The sequence below is a fragment of the Bradyrhizobium sp. BRP19 genome (assembly GCF_020194195.1).
Classification (GTDB): Bacteria; Pseudomonadota; Alphaproteobacteria; order Rhizobiales; family Xanthobacteraceae; genus Bradyrhizobium; species Bradyrhizobium yuanmingense.
In genome coordinates, this window is record NZ_JADYVZ010000003.1 from 874,700 (window position 1) to 892,674 (window position 17,975).

At 64.3% G+C, this 17,975-nt stretch carries 19 protein-coding genes; 8 read left to right on the forward strand and 11 right to left on the reverse strand.

The genetic code is table 11. The annotated features are described in order from the left end of the window. Positions 1-102 precede the first annotated feature (102 nt). From I6F36_RS14400 to I6F36_RS14415, 4 genes are all read left to right on the forward strand, one after another. A complete protein-coding gene (locus I6F36_RS14400; RefSeq protein ID WP_225171624.1) occupies positions 103-714 on the forward strand; it encodes a glutathione S-transferase family protein in 612 nt (203 codons plus the stop codon). A 15-nt stretch (positions 715-729) separates the two neighbouring features. After that, positions 730-1,596 carry an MBL fold metallo-hydrolase gene (locus I6F36_RS14405; RefSeq protein WP_225129054.1) on the forward strand — a complete coding sequence of 289 codons (867 nt, stop codon included), beginning with the start codon at positions 730-732 and terminating at the stop codon, positions 1,594-1,596. A 174-nt stretch (positions 1,597-1,770) separates the two neighbouring features. After that, positions 1,771-2,919 (forward strand): alpha/beta hydrolase, encoded by a 1,149-nt coding sequence (locus I6F36_RS14410; protein WP_275945411.1) that lies wholly within the window; start codon positions 1,771-1,773, stop codon positions 2,917-2,919. Between the two features lie 93 nt (positions 2,920-3,012). Continuing rightward, positions 3,013-4,485: an amidase gene (locus I6F36_RS14415; protein WP_225139429.1), complete on the forward strand. Its 1,473-nt coding sequence runs from the start codon at positions 3,013-3,015 to the stop codon at positions 4,483-4,485. Positions 4,486-4,629: 144 nt separating this feature from the next. On the opposite strand, the gene I6F36_RS14420 is transcribed toward I6F36_RS14415, so the two are convergent. The 3 genes from I6F36_RS14420 to I6F36_RS14430 are packed head-to-tail and all read right to left on the reverse strand — an operon-like array spanning position 4,630 to position 7,734. Next, on the reverse strand, positions 4,630-5,718 hold the full coding sequence (locus I6F36_RS14420; protein ID WP_035997137.1) for a Zn-dependent alcohol dehydrogenase: 1,089 nt from the start codon (positions 5,716-5,718) through the stop codon (positions 4,630-4,632). 44 nt (positions 5,719-5,762) lie between these two features. Continuing rightward, positions 5,763-7,547, reverse strand: coding sequence for an acyl-CoA dehydrogenase family protein (locus I6F36_RS14425; RefSeq protein WP_225139430.1), 1,785 nt, complete (start codon positions 7,545-7,547; stop codon positions 5,763-5,765). Then, positions 7,531-7,734, reverse strand: coding sequence for a hypothetical protein (locus I6F36_RS14430; protein WP_109142287.1), 204 nt, complete (start codon positions 7,732-7,734; stop codon positions 7,531-7,533). Before I6F36_RS14430 ends, I6F36_RS14425 begins: the two co-directional genes overlap by 17 nt. A gap of 34 nt (positions 7,735-7,768) precedes the next feature. On the opposite strand from I6F36_RS14430, the gene I6F36_RS14435 reads away from it, so the two are divergent. Both I6F36_RS14435 and I6F36_RS14440 read left to right on the forward strand, forming a co-directional pair. After that, positions 7,769-8,470: an SDR family NAD(P)-dependent oxidoreductase gene (locus I6F36_RS14435; RefSeq protein WP_225171625.1), complete on the forward strand. Its 702-nt coding sequence runs from the start codon at positions 7,769-7,771 to the stop codon at positions 8,468-8,470. Positions 8,471-8,593: 123 nt separating this feature from the next. Next, positions 8,594-9,424 carry an enoyl-CoA hydratase gene (locus I6F36_RS14440; protein ID WP_225171626.1) on the forward strand — a complete coding sequence of 277 codons (831 nt, stop codon included), beginning with the start codon at positions 8,594-8,596 and terminating at the stop codon, positions 9,422-9,424. A 115-nt stretch (positions 9,425-9,539) separates the two neighbouring features. Here I6F36_RS14440 and I6F36_RS14445 read toward each other — a convergent pair whose 3' ends face one another. Together I6F36_RS14445 and I6F36_RS14450 are read right to left on the reverse strand one after the other, a co-directional pair. Next, complete coding sequence (locus tag I6F36_RS14445; protein ID WP_225171627.1) at positions 9,540-10,163, reverse strand: GNAT family N-acetyltransferase; 624 nt, start codon at positions 10,161-10,163, stop codon at positions 9,540-9,542. 68 nt (positions 10,164-10,231) lie between these two features. Next, positions 10,232-10,435, reverse strand: a complete 204-nt coding sequence (locus tag I6F36_RS14450) for a DUF1127 domain-containing protein (RefSeq protein ID WP_109142283.1) — start codon at positions 10,433-10,435, stop codon at positions 10,232-10,234. Positions 10,436-10,545: 110 nt separating this feature from the next. Between I6F36_RS14450 and I6F36_RS14455 the strand changes: the two genes are divergently transcribed. Next, positions 10,546-11,445: a transcriptional regulator GcvA gene (locus I6F36_RS14455; protein WP_225171628.1), complete on the forward strand. Its 900-nt coding sequence runs from the start codon at positions 10,546-10,548 to the stop codon at positions 11,443-11,445. 214 nt (positions 11,446-11,659) lie between these two features. On the opposite strand, the gene I6F36_RS14460 is transcribed toward I6F36_RS14455, so the two are convergent. Genes I6F36_RS14460 through I6F36_RS14470 form a run of 3 tightly spaced genes read right to left on the reverse strand, consistent with a single transcriptional unit; the run spans position 11,660 to position 14,321 of the window. Then, positions 11,660-12,073: a Rieske (2Fe-2S) protein gene (locus I6F36_RS14460; RefSeq protein WP_035997113.1), complete on the reverse strand. Its 414-nt coding sequence runs from the start codon at positions 12,071-12,073 to the stop codon at positions 11,660-11,662. A gap of 51 nt (positions 12,074-12,124) precedes the next feature. Next, the gene (locus I6F36_RS14465; RefSeq protein ID WP_035997110.1) at positions 12,125-13,237 is read right to left on the reverse strand and encodes an amidohydrolase family protein; all 1,113 of its coding nucleotides are present in this window, start codon (positions 13,235-13,237) and stop codon (positions 12,125-12,127) included. 25 nt (positions 13,238-13,262) lie between these two features. Further along, positions 13,263-14,321: an amidohydrolase family protein gene (locus I6F36_RS14470; protein ID WP_225171629.1), complete on the reverse strand. Its 1,059-nt coding sequence runs from the start codon at positions 14,319-14,321 to the stop codon at positions 13,263-13,265. 145 nt (positions 14,322-14,466) lie between these two features. Between I6F36_RS14470 and I6F36_RS14475 the strand changes: the two genes are divergently transcribed. Further along, a complete protein-coding gene (locus I6F36_RS14475) occupies positions 14,467-14,949 on the forward strand; it encodes a CinA family protein (RefSeq protein ID WP_035997104.1) in 483 nt (160 codons plus the stop codon). A gap of 37 nt (positions 14,950-14,986) precedes the next feature. Here I6F36_RS14475 and I6F36_RS14480 read toward each other — a convergent pair whose 3' ends face one another. The 3 genes from I6F36_RS14480 to I6F36_RS14490 all read right to left on the reverse strand — a co-directional run bounded on the left by I6F36_RS14480 (position 14,987) and on the right by I6F36_RS14490 (position 17,714). Next, complete coding sequence (locus I6F36_RS14480) at positions 14,987-15,754, reverse strand: hypothetical protein (protein WP_225171630.1); 768 nt, start codon at positions 15,752-15,754, stop codon at positions 14,987-14,989. Positions 15,755-15,889: 135 nt separating this feature from the next. Beyond that, positions 15,890-16,165: a DUF1488 family protein gene (locus I6F36_RS14485; RefSeq protein ID WP_035997098.1), complete on the reverse strand. Its 276-nt coding sequence runs from the start codon at positions 16,163-16,165 to the stop codon at positions 15,890-15,892. A 79-nt stretch (positions 16,166-16,244) separates the two neighbouring features. Then, a complete protein-coding gene (locus I6F36_RS14490; protein ID WP_074447674.1) occupies positions 16,245-17,714 on the reverse strand; it encodes an AMP nucleosidase in 1,470 nt (489 codons plus the stop codon). Between the last annotated feature and the right edge of the window lie 261 nt (positions 17,715-17,975).

Sequence of the window (17,975 nt, forward strand, 5' to 3'; positions counted from 1 at the left end):
AGCGAAGCAATCCAGAATCCCTCCGCGGCAACACTCTGGATTGCTTCGTCGCTTCGCTCCTCGCAATGACGAAACAAAACGTTCATTTGTGGGATACTCTCCATGAAGCTCACCTTCTCCCCCGCCTCGCCCTTTGCCCGCAAGGTGCGCATCGCTGCGATCGAGCTCGGGCTGATCGACAAGATCGAGCTCGTGCCCGCGAGCGTCACGCCGGGCACCGCCAACGAGGATTATTCGAAGATCACGCCGCTGAAGAAGCTGCCGGTGCTGATCACCAATGACGACGACGTGATCCTGGATTCCTATGTCATCGTCGAATATCTCAACGAGATCGCCGGCGGCAGCCTGATCCCGGATTACGGCCCGCGGCGCTGGAAAGCCAAGACCAATCACTCGCTGATCAACGGCATGCTCGACTCCATGCTGCTGTGCCGCTACGAGAAGATGGTGCGGCCGCAGGGCCTGCAATGGCAGGCTTGGTCGGACGACCACTGGAACAGGGCCTGGACCGGCATGGCGCGGTTCGAGAACATGCCTGACGTGCTGAACGGCCCGTTCGACATCTCGCAGATCGGCCTCGTTTGCGTGCTCGGCTATGCCGACTTCCGCTTCGCCGATTGCGGCTGGCGTAAGGCCTTTCCGAAGCTCGACGCATTCCACCAGAAGATGCTGGAGCGGCCCTCCGTCAAGATCTCGGTGCCGCCAGCGGCATAAGTCTCGGGAGTCCTCATGAGCCTCAGATTCTCGGTCGGCGATCTCACCATCCATCGCATCATCGAGCAGGAGACCTCGTTCGTCCCGGCGCTGGAGATGCTGCCGGGGCTGACGGCCGAGGTGCTGGCCGAGAACCGGGCTTGGATGCGCGAGGCGAAGGCACTGGACGATGAGGACGTGCTGCTGCTGTGCTTCCAGTCCTACGTGGTGAAGACGCCGCACCACACCATCCTGGTCGACAGCTGCATCGGCAACGACAAGCCGCGGCCGCGGCCGAAATGGAACATGAAGACCGACGACACCTATTTGCGCGGCCTCGGCGCCGCGGGGTTTTCGGTCGACGACATCGACTTCGTGATGTGCACGCATCTGCATGTCGATCACGTCGGCTGGAATACGCGGCTTGAGAACGGCCGCTGGGTGCCGACCTTCCCCAAGGCGCGCTATCTGTTCGCCAAGCAAGAGTTCGATCACTGGTCCGCGCAGAACGCGAAGACGGAGATTCCGCCCTTCGTCGACAGCGTGTTGCCGGTCGTCGAGGCCAACAGGCACGAGCTCGTCGGCAATGACCACGAAATCGGCGACCACGTCCGCATCCTGCCGACGCCGGGTCACACGCCCGGCCATATCGCCATCACGATGGGCCGCGGCAAGGACGATGCGGTGTTCTCCGGCGATCTCATGCACTCGCCGCTGCAGACGCTCTATCCGGAGCTGTCGATCAAGTTCGACGTCGATCCGGCCGCAGCCGCGAAGACGCGCCGCAGCTTCCTGGAACGCTATTGCGACACCGACACGCTGTGCTGCACCGCGCATTTCCCCTCGCCGTCGGTCGGGAAGATCAGGAGCAAGGGCAACGCGTTCGAATGTGTGGCGGTTTAGTCTGGCTGTCGTAGGGTGGGTTAGCTCTGCGGCTGCGCGAAGCGCAGACGCCGAGCGTAACCCACCACTTCTGCCTCCGCGGAGAATAAAGAGGTGGGTTACGCCGCGCGGCTTGCGCTTCGCGCAATCCCCGGGGCTAACCCACCCGCCGATACTGCCCGTGTGGAGAATACGATGACCGCACTCCCCGACATTCCCCTGCCCGCCGGCATCCGCTCGCGCACCGTCGACGGCATCAACGGCTTGCGGATGCATGTGCTGGAGGCCGGTTTCGAGACCAAGGGACGGCGCTGTATCCTCTTGCTGCACGGCTTTCCCGAGCTCGCCTTCTCCTGGCGCAAGGTGATGCCGGCGCTCAGCGCGGCCGGCTACCACGTGATCGCACCGGACCAGCGCGGCTACGGACGCACCACGGGATGGAGCGCGGAGTACGACGGCCCTCTCGCGCCGTTCTCGCTTCTCAGTCTCGTGCGCGATGCGCTCGGCCTGGTGTCGGCGTTCGGCTACAGGCAGGTCGATGTGGTCGGACATGATTTTGGCAGCCCGGTCGCAGCCTGGTGCGCCTTGATCCGGCCCGACGTGTTTCGTTCGGTGACGATGATGAGCGCGCCGTTCGGCGGACCGCCGCCGCTGCCGTTCGGCACGGTCGACAATCCGGCAAAGCCCGCGGTGGAAGACCCGGTGCATCGTGAGCTCGCCTCGCTGCCGCGGCCACGCAAGCACTATCAATGGTATTATTCGACACGGGAAGCCAATGCCGATATGCAGCAGGCACCGCAGGGCGTGCATGATTTCCTGCGCGCCTACTATCATCACAAGAGCGCGGACTGGACCGACAACAAGCCCTATCCGCTGCAAGCATGGTCGGCGCAGGAGCTGGCGAAGCTGCCGACCTATTACGTGATGGACTTGCACGAGACCATGGCCGAGACGGTCGCGAAGGAGATGCCCTCGCCGGCCGCGATCGCCGCGAACCAATGGCTGCGGGACAGCGACCTTGCCTATTACAGCGCCGAGTACAGCCGCACCGGATTTCAGGGCGGGCTGCAATGGTACCGCTACGGCACATCGGGCATGCTCAATGACGAGATGCAATTGTTTGCCGGCCGCAGCATCGATGTGCCCTCCTGCTTCATCTCGGGCAAGCAGGATTGGGGCACCTATCAACGGGCCGGCGCTTTCGAGACAATGCAGCGCAGCGCGTGCACGAAGATGCTCGGCTGCCATCTCGTCGACGGCGCCGGCCATTGGGTCCAGCAGGAGCAGCCGGCCGCGGTCAGCCGGTTGCTGCTCGACTTCCTCGCCAGGGCCGGCATGGCCTGATTTGACCGGGAACCACAATCTTCATCAAACAGCCGTTGCGAGATTCGGCCAGACTGCGCATCATCTTCGAGCAACCAGAGCGGGAGAAGCGCCGTGGCCGGATCGGAATGGAGTTTCAAGAGTGCGGGCGAATTGTCGGCCGCGTTGCGTGCGAAGAAGGTCTCGGTGGTCGAGCTCACGCAGGATTCGATTGCGCGTATCGAACGGCACGACGGCAGGATCAACGCGGTGTGCGTGCGCGATTTCGATCGCGCGCTCGTTGCGGCGCGCGAGGCGGATGCGGCGCTGGCGCGCGGCGAGCACAAGCCGCTGCTCGGCCTGCCCACGACGATCAAGGAATCCTTCAACATCGCAGGCCTGCCGACGACCTGGGGATTCGTGCCGCAGAAGGGCTTCAAGCCCGTGGAAGACGCGCTGGCGGTGACCCGCATCAAGCAGGCCGGCGGCGTGATCCTCGGCAAGACCAACGTGCCGGTCGGCCTCGGCGACTGGCAGAGTTACAACGACATCTATGGCACCACCAACAACCCCTACGATCTCGGCCGCACGCCGGGCGGTTCGTCCGGGGGATCGGCGGCAGCCCTCGCCGCAGGCTATTGCGCGCTCGCCACCGGCTCGGACATCGGCGGCTCCCTGCGTGTGCCGGCATTTCATTGCGGCGTGTTCGCGCACAAGCCGACCCTTAATCTCTGCGCGGCGCGCGGCGAGACCCCGCCGCCGTTTCCAGCCGTTCCGCGCGAGGGCGACCTCGCCGTCATCGGGCCGATGGCGCGCACGGCGGCGGATCTGTCCTTGCTGCTCGACGTCATGGCGGGACCCGATCCTCTCGACATCGGTATCGCCTACAAGCTCGATTTGCCGGCTGCGCGGCATCAGTCGCTGCGGGATTTTCGTATCCTGGTGATCGACAGCCATCCTCTGCTGCCGAGCGACAGGGATGTCCGCAGCGCAATCGACAAGCTCGCAATCGATCTTGCGAAGGCCGGCGTCACCGTCGCACGCGAGAGCGCGCTGCTCCCGGACTTCGCGGAGACGTCCCGGCTTTACATGCGCATGCTGCTGGGTTTCCTCGGCGCGTTCCTACCTCCCGACGAGCTGGCGGATGCGCAGGCGCGGGCGAGCCAGCTGTCACCGGAGGACACCAGCCTTGACGCGGAGCGGCTGCGCGGCATCACCGCGAGCCACCGCGCCTGGGTCCTCGACGCAGGGACCCGCGCCGTGCTCCGCGCGCAATGGCGGGCGTTGTTCAAGAGCTTCGACGCGGTGATCTGCCCGATCATGCCGACGCCGGCCTTTCCGCACGATCATTCGCCGGAACAACGCCTGCGAACGATCAGCATCGACGGCAAGGATTACCCCTATTCCGACCAGCTCGCCTGGCCGGGCATCGCAACGCTTCCGGGCCTGCCGGCAACGGCCGTTCCGCTCGGCCTGTCGAAACACGGTCTGCCTGTCGGTGTGCAGATCGTCGGTCCCTTCCTCGAGGACAGGACGCCGCTCAAGCTCGCCGAGCTGATCGAGCGCGAGTTCGGCGGCTTCGTGCCGCCGAAGATGTTCGACGATTGATGCTTCGAAGTCCTGTAGCCCGGATGGAGCGAAGCGAAATCCGGGACAGCCGATCCGCGACAAAGATCCCGGATTGCGCTTCGCTCCATCCGGGCTACGAACTTTCATGCCCGGCTTGACCGGGCGATGACACCGTAACGGCCGCTAGCTATCGAACACGATCACGCTGCGTAGCGTCTTGCCCGCTTTCATGTTGGCAAAGCCCTCGTTGATCTCGGACAGCTTCAGCTTGGCCGAGATCCAGTCTTCCAGATGCAGTCGGCCGCGCAAATAGAAGTCGACCAGGCGCGGCATGTCGACCCGAAAGTGGTTCGAGCCCATCGAAGAGCCCTGGATCTTGCGCTCGCGCAGGAAGTCGAAGCCGTGCAGCTCGATCTTCTGGCCGAACGGGATCATGCCGACGATGGTGGCGGTGCCGCCGGAGGCGAGCATCGCAAAAGCCTGCTCGGCCGTCTCCTTGCGGCCCAGCACCTCGAAGGAATGGTGCACGCCGCCATTGGTGAGGTCGCGGACCTGCTTGACGACATCGCCGTCGGCCGGGTTGATGATGTCGGTCGCGCCAAGCTTGGTCGCGAGCTGGAGTTTTGCGGGATTGGTATCGATGGCGATGATACGGCCGGCGCCGGCGATCTGCGCGCCGTTGATCGCGGCCATGCCGACGCCGCCGCAGCCGATCACCGCCACGGTCTCGCCGGCCGTCACCTTCGCCGTGTTCACCACCGCGCCATAGCCGGTGATGACACCGCAGCCGATCAGCGCGGCGAGATCGAGCGGCATGTCCTTGCGGATCTTCACAATGGCATTCTCGTGCACCAGCATCTGCTCGGCGAAGGAGGAGAGATTGAGGAACTGGTGCAGCTTCTCCGGCTTCGACCATTGCATCCGGTTGGAGACGCCCGGCAGCATCTTCACCGTCGCGTCGGTGCAGAGCACGGTGCGGCCGGTCGTGCAATTGTCGCAGGTGCCGCAGAAGACGGAGAGACATGTGACGACATGGTCGCCGGGCTTCACATAGGTGACATCGGAGCCGACCTGCTCGACCACGCCGGCGGATTCGTGTCCGAGCACTGCCGGCAGCGGATGCGGATAGAGCCCTTCCATGAAATGCAGGTCGGAGTGGCAGAGGCCGGCGACGGCGGTGCGGATCAGCACCTCGCGCGGTCCCGGCTTCGGCAGGCTGATGTCCTCGATGACGAGCGGCTGGTTGACTTCATAGAGGACGGCGGCCTTCATCGAACACTCCCTATCGCGCTTTTTGTTTGATCGCAGCGCGCAGCCTACGCCGCCAGAACCAGTTCGCCAACCTCGCTCATGCCGGCTGCGCGATCGCCGAGCAGCAGTTCGGCCATCTTCGCCTGCGCGGCATTTTCCGTCAGCCGGAACGGATCGTTCGGCGCCACGCGGTGGTCGATCACGAGGCGCGACAGCAGCAGCCGGCGTGCATCGCCGCGCATCTCGTAAATGCGGTGTGCTTCCCAGGCGAGCGCGACTGCGCTGGCGACGTGATAGAGCGCGCTGGTAGCGCGGCGCGCATCGGCTTCGTTCTCGGACTTGGCCGCAACTTCGCGTGCGAAGCCGACGGCGCGGTCGGTGAGGCCACGCAGATGATCGCGCCAAGCCTGCGGCACCGAGGCGCTGTCGCCGAGCCGGGCGTGCAGATCGGCCGCGAGCGCGGATTCCGCGCCGTGGCGGCCGACTGCCCGCCGCAGTGCATCGATCGCGACAATGTTGCCGGTGCCTTCCCAGACCGAGCCGAGATGCGCATCGCGCAGCAGGCGGGCGGTGGCGAATTCCTCGATATAGCCGATGCCGCCGCGCATCTCGAGCGCATCGCCGCAAACCTTGCGCGCATCGCGCGTAGCGCGGAATTTCAGCGTGGGGGTGAGAATGCGCAGCAGCGCCGCGGCGTCCTGGCTGCCGGCCTCGGCACGGTCGAGGGCATCAGCAGTGAGGAAGCTCATCGACAGGCCCTGCTCCACCGGCAGCATGATCTTCAGCATCTGCCGCCGTCCCAGCGGCAGATCGATGATGCGCTGCCCGAACACGACGCGGTTGGTCGCGACCGTCATCGCATCGTGATAGGCGCGGCGCATCAGTGCGGTGGACTTGACGCCGTTGGAGAGGCGCGAGGAGTTCACCATCTCGGCCATCTGCACGAAACCACGGTCGAGCTTGCCGACGGCATAGGCGATCGCGCCTTCAAGCTTGATCTCGCCCGAGGCCATCGAGCGGGTGCCGAGCTTGTCCTTGAGGCGCACGATCCGGTAATGGTTCTGCGAACCGTCGTCGAGGAAACGCGGCATCAAAAACAGGCCGACGCCGCGCGTACCGGGGCCGGCGCCTTCAGGGCGCGCCAACAGCATCACGACCTTGGCGTCGGCATTCGAGCAGAACCATTTCTCGCCATAGAGGCGCCAATGGTCGCCTTCCTGCACGGCTCTCGTGGTCAGCGTGCCGACATCGGAGCCGCCTTCCTTCTCGGTCATGAACTGGCCGCCCTGGGTCAGCTTGCTCATGTCGGTCGAGGTCAGGCCATCCAGATATTTCGCCTTGAGCGCCTCGCTGCCGAAATTCGCCAAGAGCTTGGCGCAGCCATCGGTGACGTTGATCGGGCAGCCCATGCCGAATTCGGTCTGGTTGAACAGGAAGGTGAAGGCGTGCTTGGCCACAACAGGGTATTTGTCCGACCAGCCCATGATGCCTTTGCGGATTGAAAGCGCGTGGATGCCGAACTCGCCGAACGCGGCGTTCTCCAGCTCGCGATAGGCCGGATGATATTCGATCCATTGCACGTCACGGCCGAACTTGTCGCGCTGGTGCAGGATGGGCGTGTGCCGGTCGGCGAGCCGCGCGCATTCGTCGAGATGGCCGCCGGCGAGCTCGCCGAGGCGGTCGAGATGCGGCTCGATGTGGCGGAACAGATTCTCCGGCAGATGGATGCGCAGAAGGTCCGTGAGCGCGGGATCGGCGCGGTAGAAATTCATGCCGGATGTATCGGGCGCCAGCAGGCCGGAGGATGCGGCCGCGATATCTTTTGGCTGCGCTTTAACCGGTCTTGGCATGATCGTCCTCTTCGTTTCCGTCCGACGGCAATTCTTTGCGCTTGCCGCTTTGGATGATGTCGATCATGCTCCAGTCGCGGACAGCGATAAAGCCGCAAAATGTCAGGGCGGCATGATCGCCGCGAGGGAGCAACTCGCCCTGCGGAATTGTGATCGCGCCGGCTGGTTGTCTGCGCGGACCATGCATAGATCAGCGGCTCCTACCTCCGAGAGATCACGCCATGGAACACCCGAAGTACAAGATCGCCCTCATCGTCGGTGCCGGCGAAGGCCTCAGCGCATCGCTGGCGCGCCTGCTAGCGGCGCAGGGCATCCGCATCGCGCTCGCCGCACGCAAGATCGAGAAGCTTGGCGCGCTCTGCACCGAGACCGGGGCCAAGGCCTATGCCTGCAACGCCACCGAGCCCGACGAGGTGGAGCGGCTGTTCGGTCTGGTCGAGCGCGAGATCGGCACGCCCGACCTCGTCGTCTACAACGCCTCCGGCCGCACGCGCGGGCCGTTCGTCGATCTCGTGCCCGCCGACGTCGCGCAGGCGATTGCGGTCAGCGCCTATGGCGGCTTCCTGGTGGCGCAGCAGGCGGCCAAGCGCATGCTGCCGAACCAGTACGGCGCGATCCTGTTCACCGGCGCCTCCGCCAGCGTCAAGGGCTATGCGCAGTCGGCTCCGTTCGCGATGGGCAAGTTCGCGCTGCGGGGCCTTGCCCAGAGCATGGCGCGCGAACTCTCGCCGCAGGGCATCCATGTCGCGCATTTCGTCATCGACGGCGGCATCAGGAGCGCCGCGCGGACGGATCCGGCGGACAAGCCGGACTCGATGCTCGATCCCGACGCGATCGCACAGAGCTATTGGAACGTGCTGCAGCAGCCGCGCAGCGCCTGGAGCTGGGAGCTGGAGCTGCGGCCCTGGGTGGAGAGGTTTTGAGGGCAAGCTGACAACAATACCCGTCATTGCGAGGAGCGAAGCGACGAAGCAATCCAGACTGTCTCCGCCGAAAGATTCTGGATTGCTTCGCTTCGCTCGCAATGACGAAGGAAGGGAGAAACCATGACCACGGAAACCACCATCGACACCGGCACCAATGAGCTCCTCTGCACGATCCGCGACCGCGTCGCTGTGATCACGCTGAACCGGCCGGAGGCGCGCAATTCGCTGTCGGACGCGCTGACGCCGGCGCTGCGCACGATGATCCGGAGCTGCGGCGAGAATCCCGATGTCGGCGCACTGCTGCTGACCGGCGCGGGCGAAGCCTTCTGCGCCGGCGGCAACGTCAAGGGCATGGGTGCGCATCGCGACAAGGCCAAGCTCGACATGTCCTTTGACGACAAGGTCGCCGACCTGCAGGAGCGGCAGCGGCTGCTCACCGGCGCGCTGGTGTCTGTGCGCAAGCCGACGATCGCTGCGCTGCCCGGCCCCGCGGTCGGTGCCGGGCTCGCCATCGCCATGGCCTGCGACATACGCATCGCCGCGCAATCGGCCTTCGTCGCCACCGGCTATGCCCGCATCGCGCTCAGCGGCGATTATGGCATCGCCTGGCTGCTCACCCGGCTGGTCGGCACCGCGCGGGCACGCGAACTCATGTTCACCGGCGATCGCGTCGATGCCGCGCGCGCCGAGGCGATCGGCCTCGTCAACCGCGTCGTGCCCGACGACAAATTGCAGACGGAGGCGTTCGCGCTGGCCAAATCCCTCGCCGAAGGCCCGCGCCTCGCGCTGCGCTACATGAAGGACAATCTCGACGAGGCCCTGCTGTTCGACTTCGAAACCGCGCGCGACCACGAGGCCGAGCGTCTGGTCCGCCTCACCACGACCGCCGACCACAAGGAGGCCGTGCAGGCCTTCATCGAGAAGCGCAAGGCGGTGTTCACGGGGAAGTAGGCGCGCCTAACATTCACAGCGGGCTCGCGCTCCCCGCGCCCTGTAATGACGTTGAGACGAGACCGCGCAGCAAAAAAGGCCCGGCTCTGGATAACCAGGCCGGGCTGCAGTGGTGTCAGGCCGAGGCTGAGGGGCTATCGGCCTGACGGGAAAGGGCGGCGAGGCGCCAGCTGGCGCAGGGAATGTCTTGCGGCGCGAGGTTGATCTCCTTGTCGAAGCGCACCAGCTTCCAGTCATCGGGGTGGTTGATGAATGTGAAACCGGATTTGCGCGCGAGCGAGACCATGGCCTCGTTGGAGCGCAGCGTGTCGCCGTAGATGTGCTCGGCGCCGAGCGCGGCCGCGCGGCATTCGAGGTTCTTCATCAGCGCGGTGGCGATCCCGTGGCCCTGCCAGCGGTCATCGACCGAGAGGCCGAACTCGAGCATCGCGGTCTCGGCATGGAAGGCATAGCGGGCTTCAGCCACAATGGTCTCGAAGCCATCGACCATCATGGTCGCGACGACAGTGAAGCGATCGTGCTCGCCGACCTCGAGGAAATCGTGCAGCAGGCCCTTCGGCAATTCGCTGATCGCGCCGAAGAAGCGGTTGTAGCGCGAGCGGGTCGAGAGCGACCGGAAATAGTGCTGCACCTCGTCGGTGTCGCGCGGCTCGACGAAACGGACATTGAGCCGCTCGCCATGCCTCGCGCGCAGCACGTCCGAATATTGCTTGAGGTCGTCGAGGCGAAGGGTGCTCATGACACATGCCTTGCGGAAAAGGGACCGCCGGCGCCCCTGTGCTCAGGGGGCGCCGGCCTGGCGGCCTTTCAGGCCCGCCAGAAGGGTTTTTCGGCCTCGTAGGCAATGTCGGACCAGGACAGCCCGACGTCGTGGAGGTCGCGGGCGGTCCAGTGGGTCAGCTCGCGCCGGGTCCGGTAGCGTTCGTGCCAGAGGTGAAGGGTCTCGCCGATCTGGTAAAGGAGTCCGTGCGCATGATGATTTGTCATCGAATTGTCGGTCAATGTAGACATTTTCAGCTCCTTGAGCTAAGTTGACCGCTAATATCGGCCTTCTGTTGCGCCGCGACAAACGACAATTTGTACCTTTTCGCATGAAATAACGTCATGCATCCTGCTGCCAAATGACTGCCAGATTGCCCTCCCTGAACGGATTGCGGGCGTTCGAGGCCGCCGCGCGCCATCTCAGCTTCACGCTCGCAGCCAGCGAGCTGAACGTGACCCAGACCGCGATCAGCCATCAGATCCGCAGGCTGGAGGAGGAGCTCGGCATCCGCCTGTTCATCCGGCAGAACCGCGCGCTGGCGCTGACGCCGGAGGCGCGCGACTATTTGCCGGGCGTCCGCGCCGCCTTCAACGATTTGCGCCTCGCCACGGACCGTCTCCTGCGCAAGGACGACGACAAGGTGCTGACAGTGTCGACGCTGGCCTCGCTCGCCGCCAAATGGCTGCTGCCGCGGCTGACCGATTTCCAGGAGCAGCACCCCGGCATCGATGTGCGCATCACCACCTCGACCAGCCTCGTCGACTTCCAGCGCGACAATGTCGATGCCGCGATCCGCTATGGTCGCGGCCAATGGCCGGGCCTGCGCGCCGACTGGCTGATGGCGGACGAGCTGTTTCCGGTGTGCAGCCCATCGCTGCTGCGCGGCGACAAGCCGCTGCGCCGCCCCGAGGACCTGCGCAACCATCCGCTGCTGCACACGTCGAGCACCAACAGCGACGACTGGCGGCTGTGGCTGACCGCGGCGGGCCTGCCGGCCGATATCGCAAGACACCCCGGCATCACCTTCGACATGATCTTCATGACCATCCAGGCGGCGATCGACGGCATCGGCGTCGCGATGGGACGGACCTCCTACGTGCAGGACGACATCGCCAAAGGTCGGCTCGTTGTCCCCTTCAAGATCGCGCTGCCGGCGGACGCCGGCTTCTACCTGGTCGCGCCGGAGGGCCATCGCGAGGCCCCAAAGCTGGCTGCGTTCCGGCAATGGGTGCTCGCGGCGGCGCAGAATAAGGCGTGAAAATGTTCCTCTTCGCGCGCTGCGGCGCCGGTTGCGGGGCATTGACCGCCTGTCTTCACCTCTCCCCGCTTGCGGGGAGAGGTCGAATTCGATCGCAGATCGAATTCGGGTGAGGGGGTACAGATATCTCGACGACCGCTCGTGTTGAGAGAGGCCCCTCACCCCAACCCTCTCCCCGTAAGAACGGGGCGAGGGAGCGCACCGCCGGTGCGGCTTAGATTTCGACCACCACGTAGTCGCTCTCGACTTTCACCGGGATGGTCTCGGCGACATACGGCCCCTTCACCACGCTGGCGCCCGGCTCGACATGGGCGGGATAGGCCTTCACGCGGAAACGGCGGGGGTCGCAATAGGATTGGCCGGTGCGGATATCGAACTCCCAGCCGTGCCAGGGGCAGCGGATGATCTCACCTAACTTGGTGTATTCGATCTCGCCGGGATTGCTCGACTGTGCGAGACCGATCAGCGGGCCCTCACACAGCGCCGCACCCTGATGCGGGCAGCGGTTCATCAGGCCGAAATATTCGCCCTTGATGTTGAAGACTGCGATCGGCCGCCCGTCGATCTCCAGGAATTTTCGCGTGCCGGGCGGAAGCTCGTCGACCGCGGCAATCACATGCCGCGCCATGCTATGTTTTCCGCATGATCTGACCGAAAAACCGCTTCACACTTTTTCGGATCATGCGGTTATCCCGTACAGCTTCTTTGCGTTGCCGAGATAGAACGCCTCGCGATTGTCCTCGCTGACTCCCGCCGGCAGCACGCGCGACGGCTCGTCATAGTCCCAATGCGGATAATCGGTGGCGAACAAGAGACGATCCCAGCCGATCCATTTGATGACATCGAACAGATCCTCGCGCCTTTCAGGATCTTCCATCGGCTGCGTCGTCCACCACACCTGCTCGCGGATATATTCCGACGGCGGCCGTTTTACATGCGGCACCTCGCTCCTGAGCCGCTGCCAGGCCTTGTCCAGCCGCCACGCCAGTGACGGCGCCCAGCCGAAGCCGGCCTCGATCATCACCATCTTCAATTTCGGGAAGCGCTCGAACACGCCCTCCAAAACCAGGCTCGCAAGCGCCGATTGCTGGCACTGCGAATGCCCTACCATCTCCTCGATGTAATAGGATGGCCAGCCCGACGGCGTGATCGGATTGCCGCCGAAGCCGAAGGCGTGCACGCCGACGGGAAGGCCGGCCTCTTCCGCAGCCTGATAGATCGGCCAATAGCGGCGCTGGCCGAGCGGCTCGACATTGCGGCTGAGCAGCAGCACCTGCACGAAGTTCTTGTCCCCGGCGCGCTCGCGGATCTCGGCGGCGGCCGATAGCCCGTCCTCATTGCCGACCACGATCGAGGCCTTCAACCGCTTATCCTTACTGGTCCATTTGTCGATCTGCCAATCGTTGATCGCCGAGCACAGAGCGGCTGAGAGCTCGTGATTGCGGATGCCCTGCCCGGTGTTGAGTGGATTGAGCACGCCCAGCTGCACGTTGTTGGGATCGAGCAATTGCTTCTGCATGAAGGCGAGCGAGGAGCCCTGCGGGCCGCCTTCCGGCGGATAGGCATCGCGGCGCGAGGCGTTGGGCTGGGCCTTCGGATAGGGCGGGCCTTCCATCATGCCCTGATAGGCATGGACGCCGTAGACTTCGAGGTGATGCTGCCAGCGTTTGGCGAGGTAGGGGTAGAGCTCGGTGTGGGTCGTGCGCGCCGGATGGATGTCGCAGTCCGCGATTGCGGTTTTGACGTTCAGTGGGGAAGCGGCTTCTTGGTTCTCGCGGAACTGGATATTCATCGCCTTGCCTCCTTTGGCAGCGGGCTCATTTCAGGCGGGGATAGGTTGCATGCGGATTGTCGATCATGATCTTGCGCACGAGATCGGGGGACAGACCTTCGGGCAGCGCGTCCTGGCCGTCGAACTGCCAGTGCGGATAGTCCGTCGAGAATAGGACCAATTCGTCGGACTGCATATGATCAAACAGGCGAATTAATGTCTGAGGTTCCGGCGGCGCATCAAATGGCTGTAACGAGAAACGGATGTTGCTGCGCACAATCTCCAGCGGCGCGCGATCGACCCACGGCGTCTCCATCCGTACCCCGCGCCAGAACTTGTGCAGGCGCCAGAGATAGGGCGCGATCCAGGACACGCCGGACTCCAGCATCACCATTTTCAGCCGCGGATATTTGGCGAACACGCCCTCGACGATCAGGCTGGTGAGCTGGGTCTGGAACGCCTGGGCCTGCCCAACATAATCCTCGATGTGATAGGACCCCCAACCCACGGCGGTCGGCGGATTGTGATAGGCGGAACCGGCGTGGATGCCTACCGGGAGTTCCAGACGTTCCGCGGCCTCGTAGATCGGCCACAGCGCGCGCTTGCCGAGCGGCGTATCGCCCATGACAAGCATCAGCACCTGCACGAAGCGCTCGTCCGGTGCACAGCGCTCGATCTCGGCAACGGCTTTCTCGACGCTTTGCGTGGGGATCACGATCGAGCCACGCAGCCGCGAGTCGCGATCGAGCCATTCCTTCGCCAGCCAATCGTTCAGCGCGCGGCAGAAGGCGGCCTGCATGTCTTCCGAAAACACCATCTGAACGCCGTAGAGCGGGTTGCAGATCGCATGCTTGAGCTGGAAGGGATCGAGCACGTGACGCTGCATGGCCTCCAGACTCTCGCCGGGCTTGCCGGTCTCGGGGCGCCAGTCCGGCCGCGCGGTGATCGGCGAGTTCTGCGGATAGGATTGCGAGATAAGGTCGACCATGCCGCGCGTCGTGACCTGATCGCGCCAATAATCGTTCAGGTACGGCAGCAGGCTGGTCAGATGCGGCACGGCCGGATGCACGTCGCAGTCGATGCCACCGGCGATCAGGGATGCCATCACGTCTCCCTTCTCACGTTTCCTCGCATGTCTCTTCTTGTCCCTGCCATTCAAGCAGGCCTGCCCGCCGCCCGCAACTCGGCCAAGCGTCCTGTCATATGCTAGGAAGGCTGAGCTCGGTTGCGAAGGAATGAGGGGTTACGACATGAAAGAGCTCGTCGGCATTGCGGAACAGGTCGCCGCCAAACTGATCGCGCGCAAACAGACCATTGCGGTTGCCGAATCCTCCGCCGGCGGCCTGATCGCGGCCAGCCTGCTCGCGGTGCCCGGCGCATCCGCCTATTTCCTCGGCGGCGCGGTGGTCTATACGCGCGATGCCAGGCGCGTGCTGATGGATATTTCGGACGAAGGAATGAAGGGCTTTCGGTCGTCGTCGGAGCCCTACGCGCAATTGCTGGCCGAGCAGATGCGAACGCGCTTCGACAGCGACTGGGGCCTGTCCGAGACCGGCGCCGCCGGCCCCACCGGCAACCGCTACGGCGATTCGGCGGGCCATAGCTGCATGGCGGTTGCAGGGCCCGCGTCAGAGGTGATGACGCTGGAGACGGGAAGCAACGACCGGTTCGGCAACATGCAGGTATTCGCGGCGACGGCGCTGAAGCTGTTGTTGAGAAAGCTTGAGGGATGAGCGGAGCCCACGCTCATCTCACCATCGATACCCCCGCTCAGGGGCAAGACAAGCCATTACCGGGTTCGCGGCACAGCTTCGCGCGGACCTCGACGACATCGATCTTGTTATCCCTGGCTCGCCGCAGGCGCGAGGCGTAAGCCGAGTAAACTCTGTCTACTGACAGCAGATTGAGCTGCTTCTTGATGGCCGCGCTGCACATCAAAGCGGGGTTGCCGCCGAGGTATCTCGACTCTGCCCCGAGCTCCTGCCGGGTGAGCTCCGCGAAAGGCCCCCGACGCAATTGCATCTCGATCGCTCCGAGCTCCTCGTCACCAGCCTGCACCCGGGCGACACCCTTTGTCTTGCGTTCGAAACCGTTCGCGATCGCCGCCCCGTGAGCCGCCCCGAGCTCTGCAAGCTCTTGTGCTGCGTCCGAAAACTCGCCGCGCTGGGAACCCGCCATGAGGAAGGACTTGCATGCCAATGGGTCGCTCATCAGCTTCAGAAGGGCTGTCAGCTCTGCCCGGTCCACCGCATTGATGTGTTCGTCATCGGCATAGGCTTCCATCTCGTTCGCCAGAATGATGTTGAGCACGCCATTCGCGGCGGGCCATCCGCCTTCATTGAACGCCGCCTCGGTCTTTCGGAGCAAGACCTCCCGGAGGGCGGGATCGCTGCGGGCGATAGACGCCGCCAGTGGGAATCGCGCGAGGTTCTGATCGAAATCGCGTGCAAACCCGCTGGGCCCGGAGAGGCTGGCATATGCCAGATTTCCGGCCAGCAGGGCGACGGCGACGAGCAGCAGGAGTGATCTTCTGGTCATGCGAGAATGTTGGCGTGAAATACCGCGAGACATCATCGCACGCCGGGGTCGACGCCATCCATTGCAACTACAGGCTGCCGTTAACGAATCCTTTCGCAGCCCTTTCACCGCCTGGCGGATCGCATGCAGGCTGGCTTATTTTGCCAAATGCCGCATGAAAATGCGCACCACATAGCCCGGGAATCGCGGTGCCTCGTCGTAGAGGTCCGACGCGATCCGCTCGATGGTCTCGCGCAGCGACAGGAATTGCGCCTGCCGTGCGCTGCTTTCGGTGCCCTGCATGCCCGCGAGCTCGTCCATCGCGGCGTCGCTGATCTGGCACTGCACGACCTCGCCGTCGTTCAACATGGTGAAGCGAAAGGCCAGCCGTTCCAGATCATGGCCAATGATCTTGTGGCGCATGAGCGGCATCAAGTCGTCCCGGTCGAGCCCCGCGTCGGACAATGCTGAAAATCGCTGCGCTTGTCAGCAGCAAAGTGCGGCTTCGGCCCTACTGGAACGCCACTTCGGCAAAGCTGCGGAGCTTGCGCGAATGCAGGCGTTCCGATTCCTGCTGCTTGAGCCGCTCCAGCGCCTTCAGGCCGATCTCAAGGTGCTGGCCGACGCGGCGGCGGTAGAACTCGCTGGCCATGCCCGCGAGCTTGATCTCGCCATGCAGCGGCTTGTCGGAGACACACAGCAGCGTGCCGTAGGGAACGCGGAAGCGGTAGCCATTGGCGGCGATGGCGGCCGATTCCATGTCGAGCGCGACCGCGCGCGATTGCGACAGCCGGCGGATCACCTCAGGCCCGGAAATTTCCCAATTGCGGTTGTCGACGCTCGCGACCGTGCCGGTGCGCATCAGGCGCTTGAGCTCGAAGCCTTCGAGCCCGGTGACGTCCTCGACCGCCTCCTCGAGCGCGACCTGCATCTCGGCCAGCGCTGGGATCGGCACCCACAGCGGCAGCTCGCGATCGAGCACGTGATCCTCGCGCACATAGCCGTGCGCGAGCACGTAATCGCCGAGCCGCTGCGTGTTGCGCAGGCCGGCGCAATGGCCGAGCATCAGCCAGGCATGCGGCCGCAGCACCGCGACGTGGTCGGTGACGTTGCGCGCATTGGACGGACCGGTGCCGATGTTGATCAACGTGATGCCGCGATAGCCAGGTGCGACCAGATGGAAGGCCGGCATCTGCGGTGCGCGAGCCGGCGCGGTGCCGCTGATCGCGCCGCCGCTGTTCGTGATCACGTTGCCGGGCGCGACGAAAGCTTCGAGCCCGGCTTCGCCGGACTGCAGCCGCTGCTGGCACGCTTGCGCGAAGGCATCGACATAGAACTGGTAGTTGGTGAAGATCACGAAGTTCTGGAAATATTCGGGATCGGTGCCGGTGTAGTGATAAAGCCGGCGCAACGAGTAATCGACGCGGGCGGCGCGGAACAGGGACAGCGGCTCCGGCGTATCAGGCTGGAGCTCGAAAGTGCCGTCGGCGATCGAATCGTCCATGGTCGCGAGAACGGGCACGTCGAACGCATCGCGCAGCGAGCGTGTCACGGGCGAATTCTCGCTGGTGGTGATCGCGGCTTCGATATTGATGTCGCGCCGATAGGCGAAGTGGATCGGGATCGGCTCGGCGGACTCGCCGATCTCGACGGGCACGCCGTGGTTCTGGATCAAGAGGCCGATCTGCTCGGTGAAATAGCTGCGGAACAGATCCGGCCGCGTCACGCTGGTTTCATGCACGCCGGGTCCGGCGACGAAGCCGTAAGCAAGGCGCGAATCCAGCCGCGCATGCGTCGCAGTGGTGATACGGACGAAGGGATAATAGGCGCGAACCCGCATCGTGATCGCTTCCCCGCCGACATAGGCTTCGAACCGGTCGCGCAGGAATTTCGTGTTGCGCTCGTAGATTTCCTCGAGGCGGGCAACGGCGAGGGACGCGTCGGAGAAGGATGCGGTGGGGATGGAGGGAGGAGATTGCATGGTTCGACCGCCGGGTGATTGGGCCTAAGTCGAACTATAGCAAAGAAGGCGGTGTTGTAGGGTGGGTTAGCGCAGCGTAACCCACCACTTCCGCATCCTCGGTTAGAGAAGCGGTGGGTTACGGCTTCGCCTAACCCACCCTTGTAATAGCGCAATCGGATATTGATTGGGGTGTTCCGAGAGGAATGGCCTGCCGGGGCTGCAACCCCGGCAGGCCGCTGGCGATCGGATCGAGCCCACCCAGAGCAGTTTGTGGCTGCC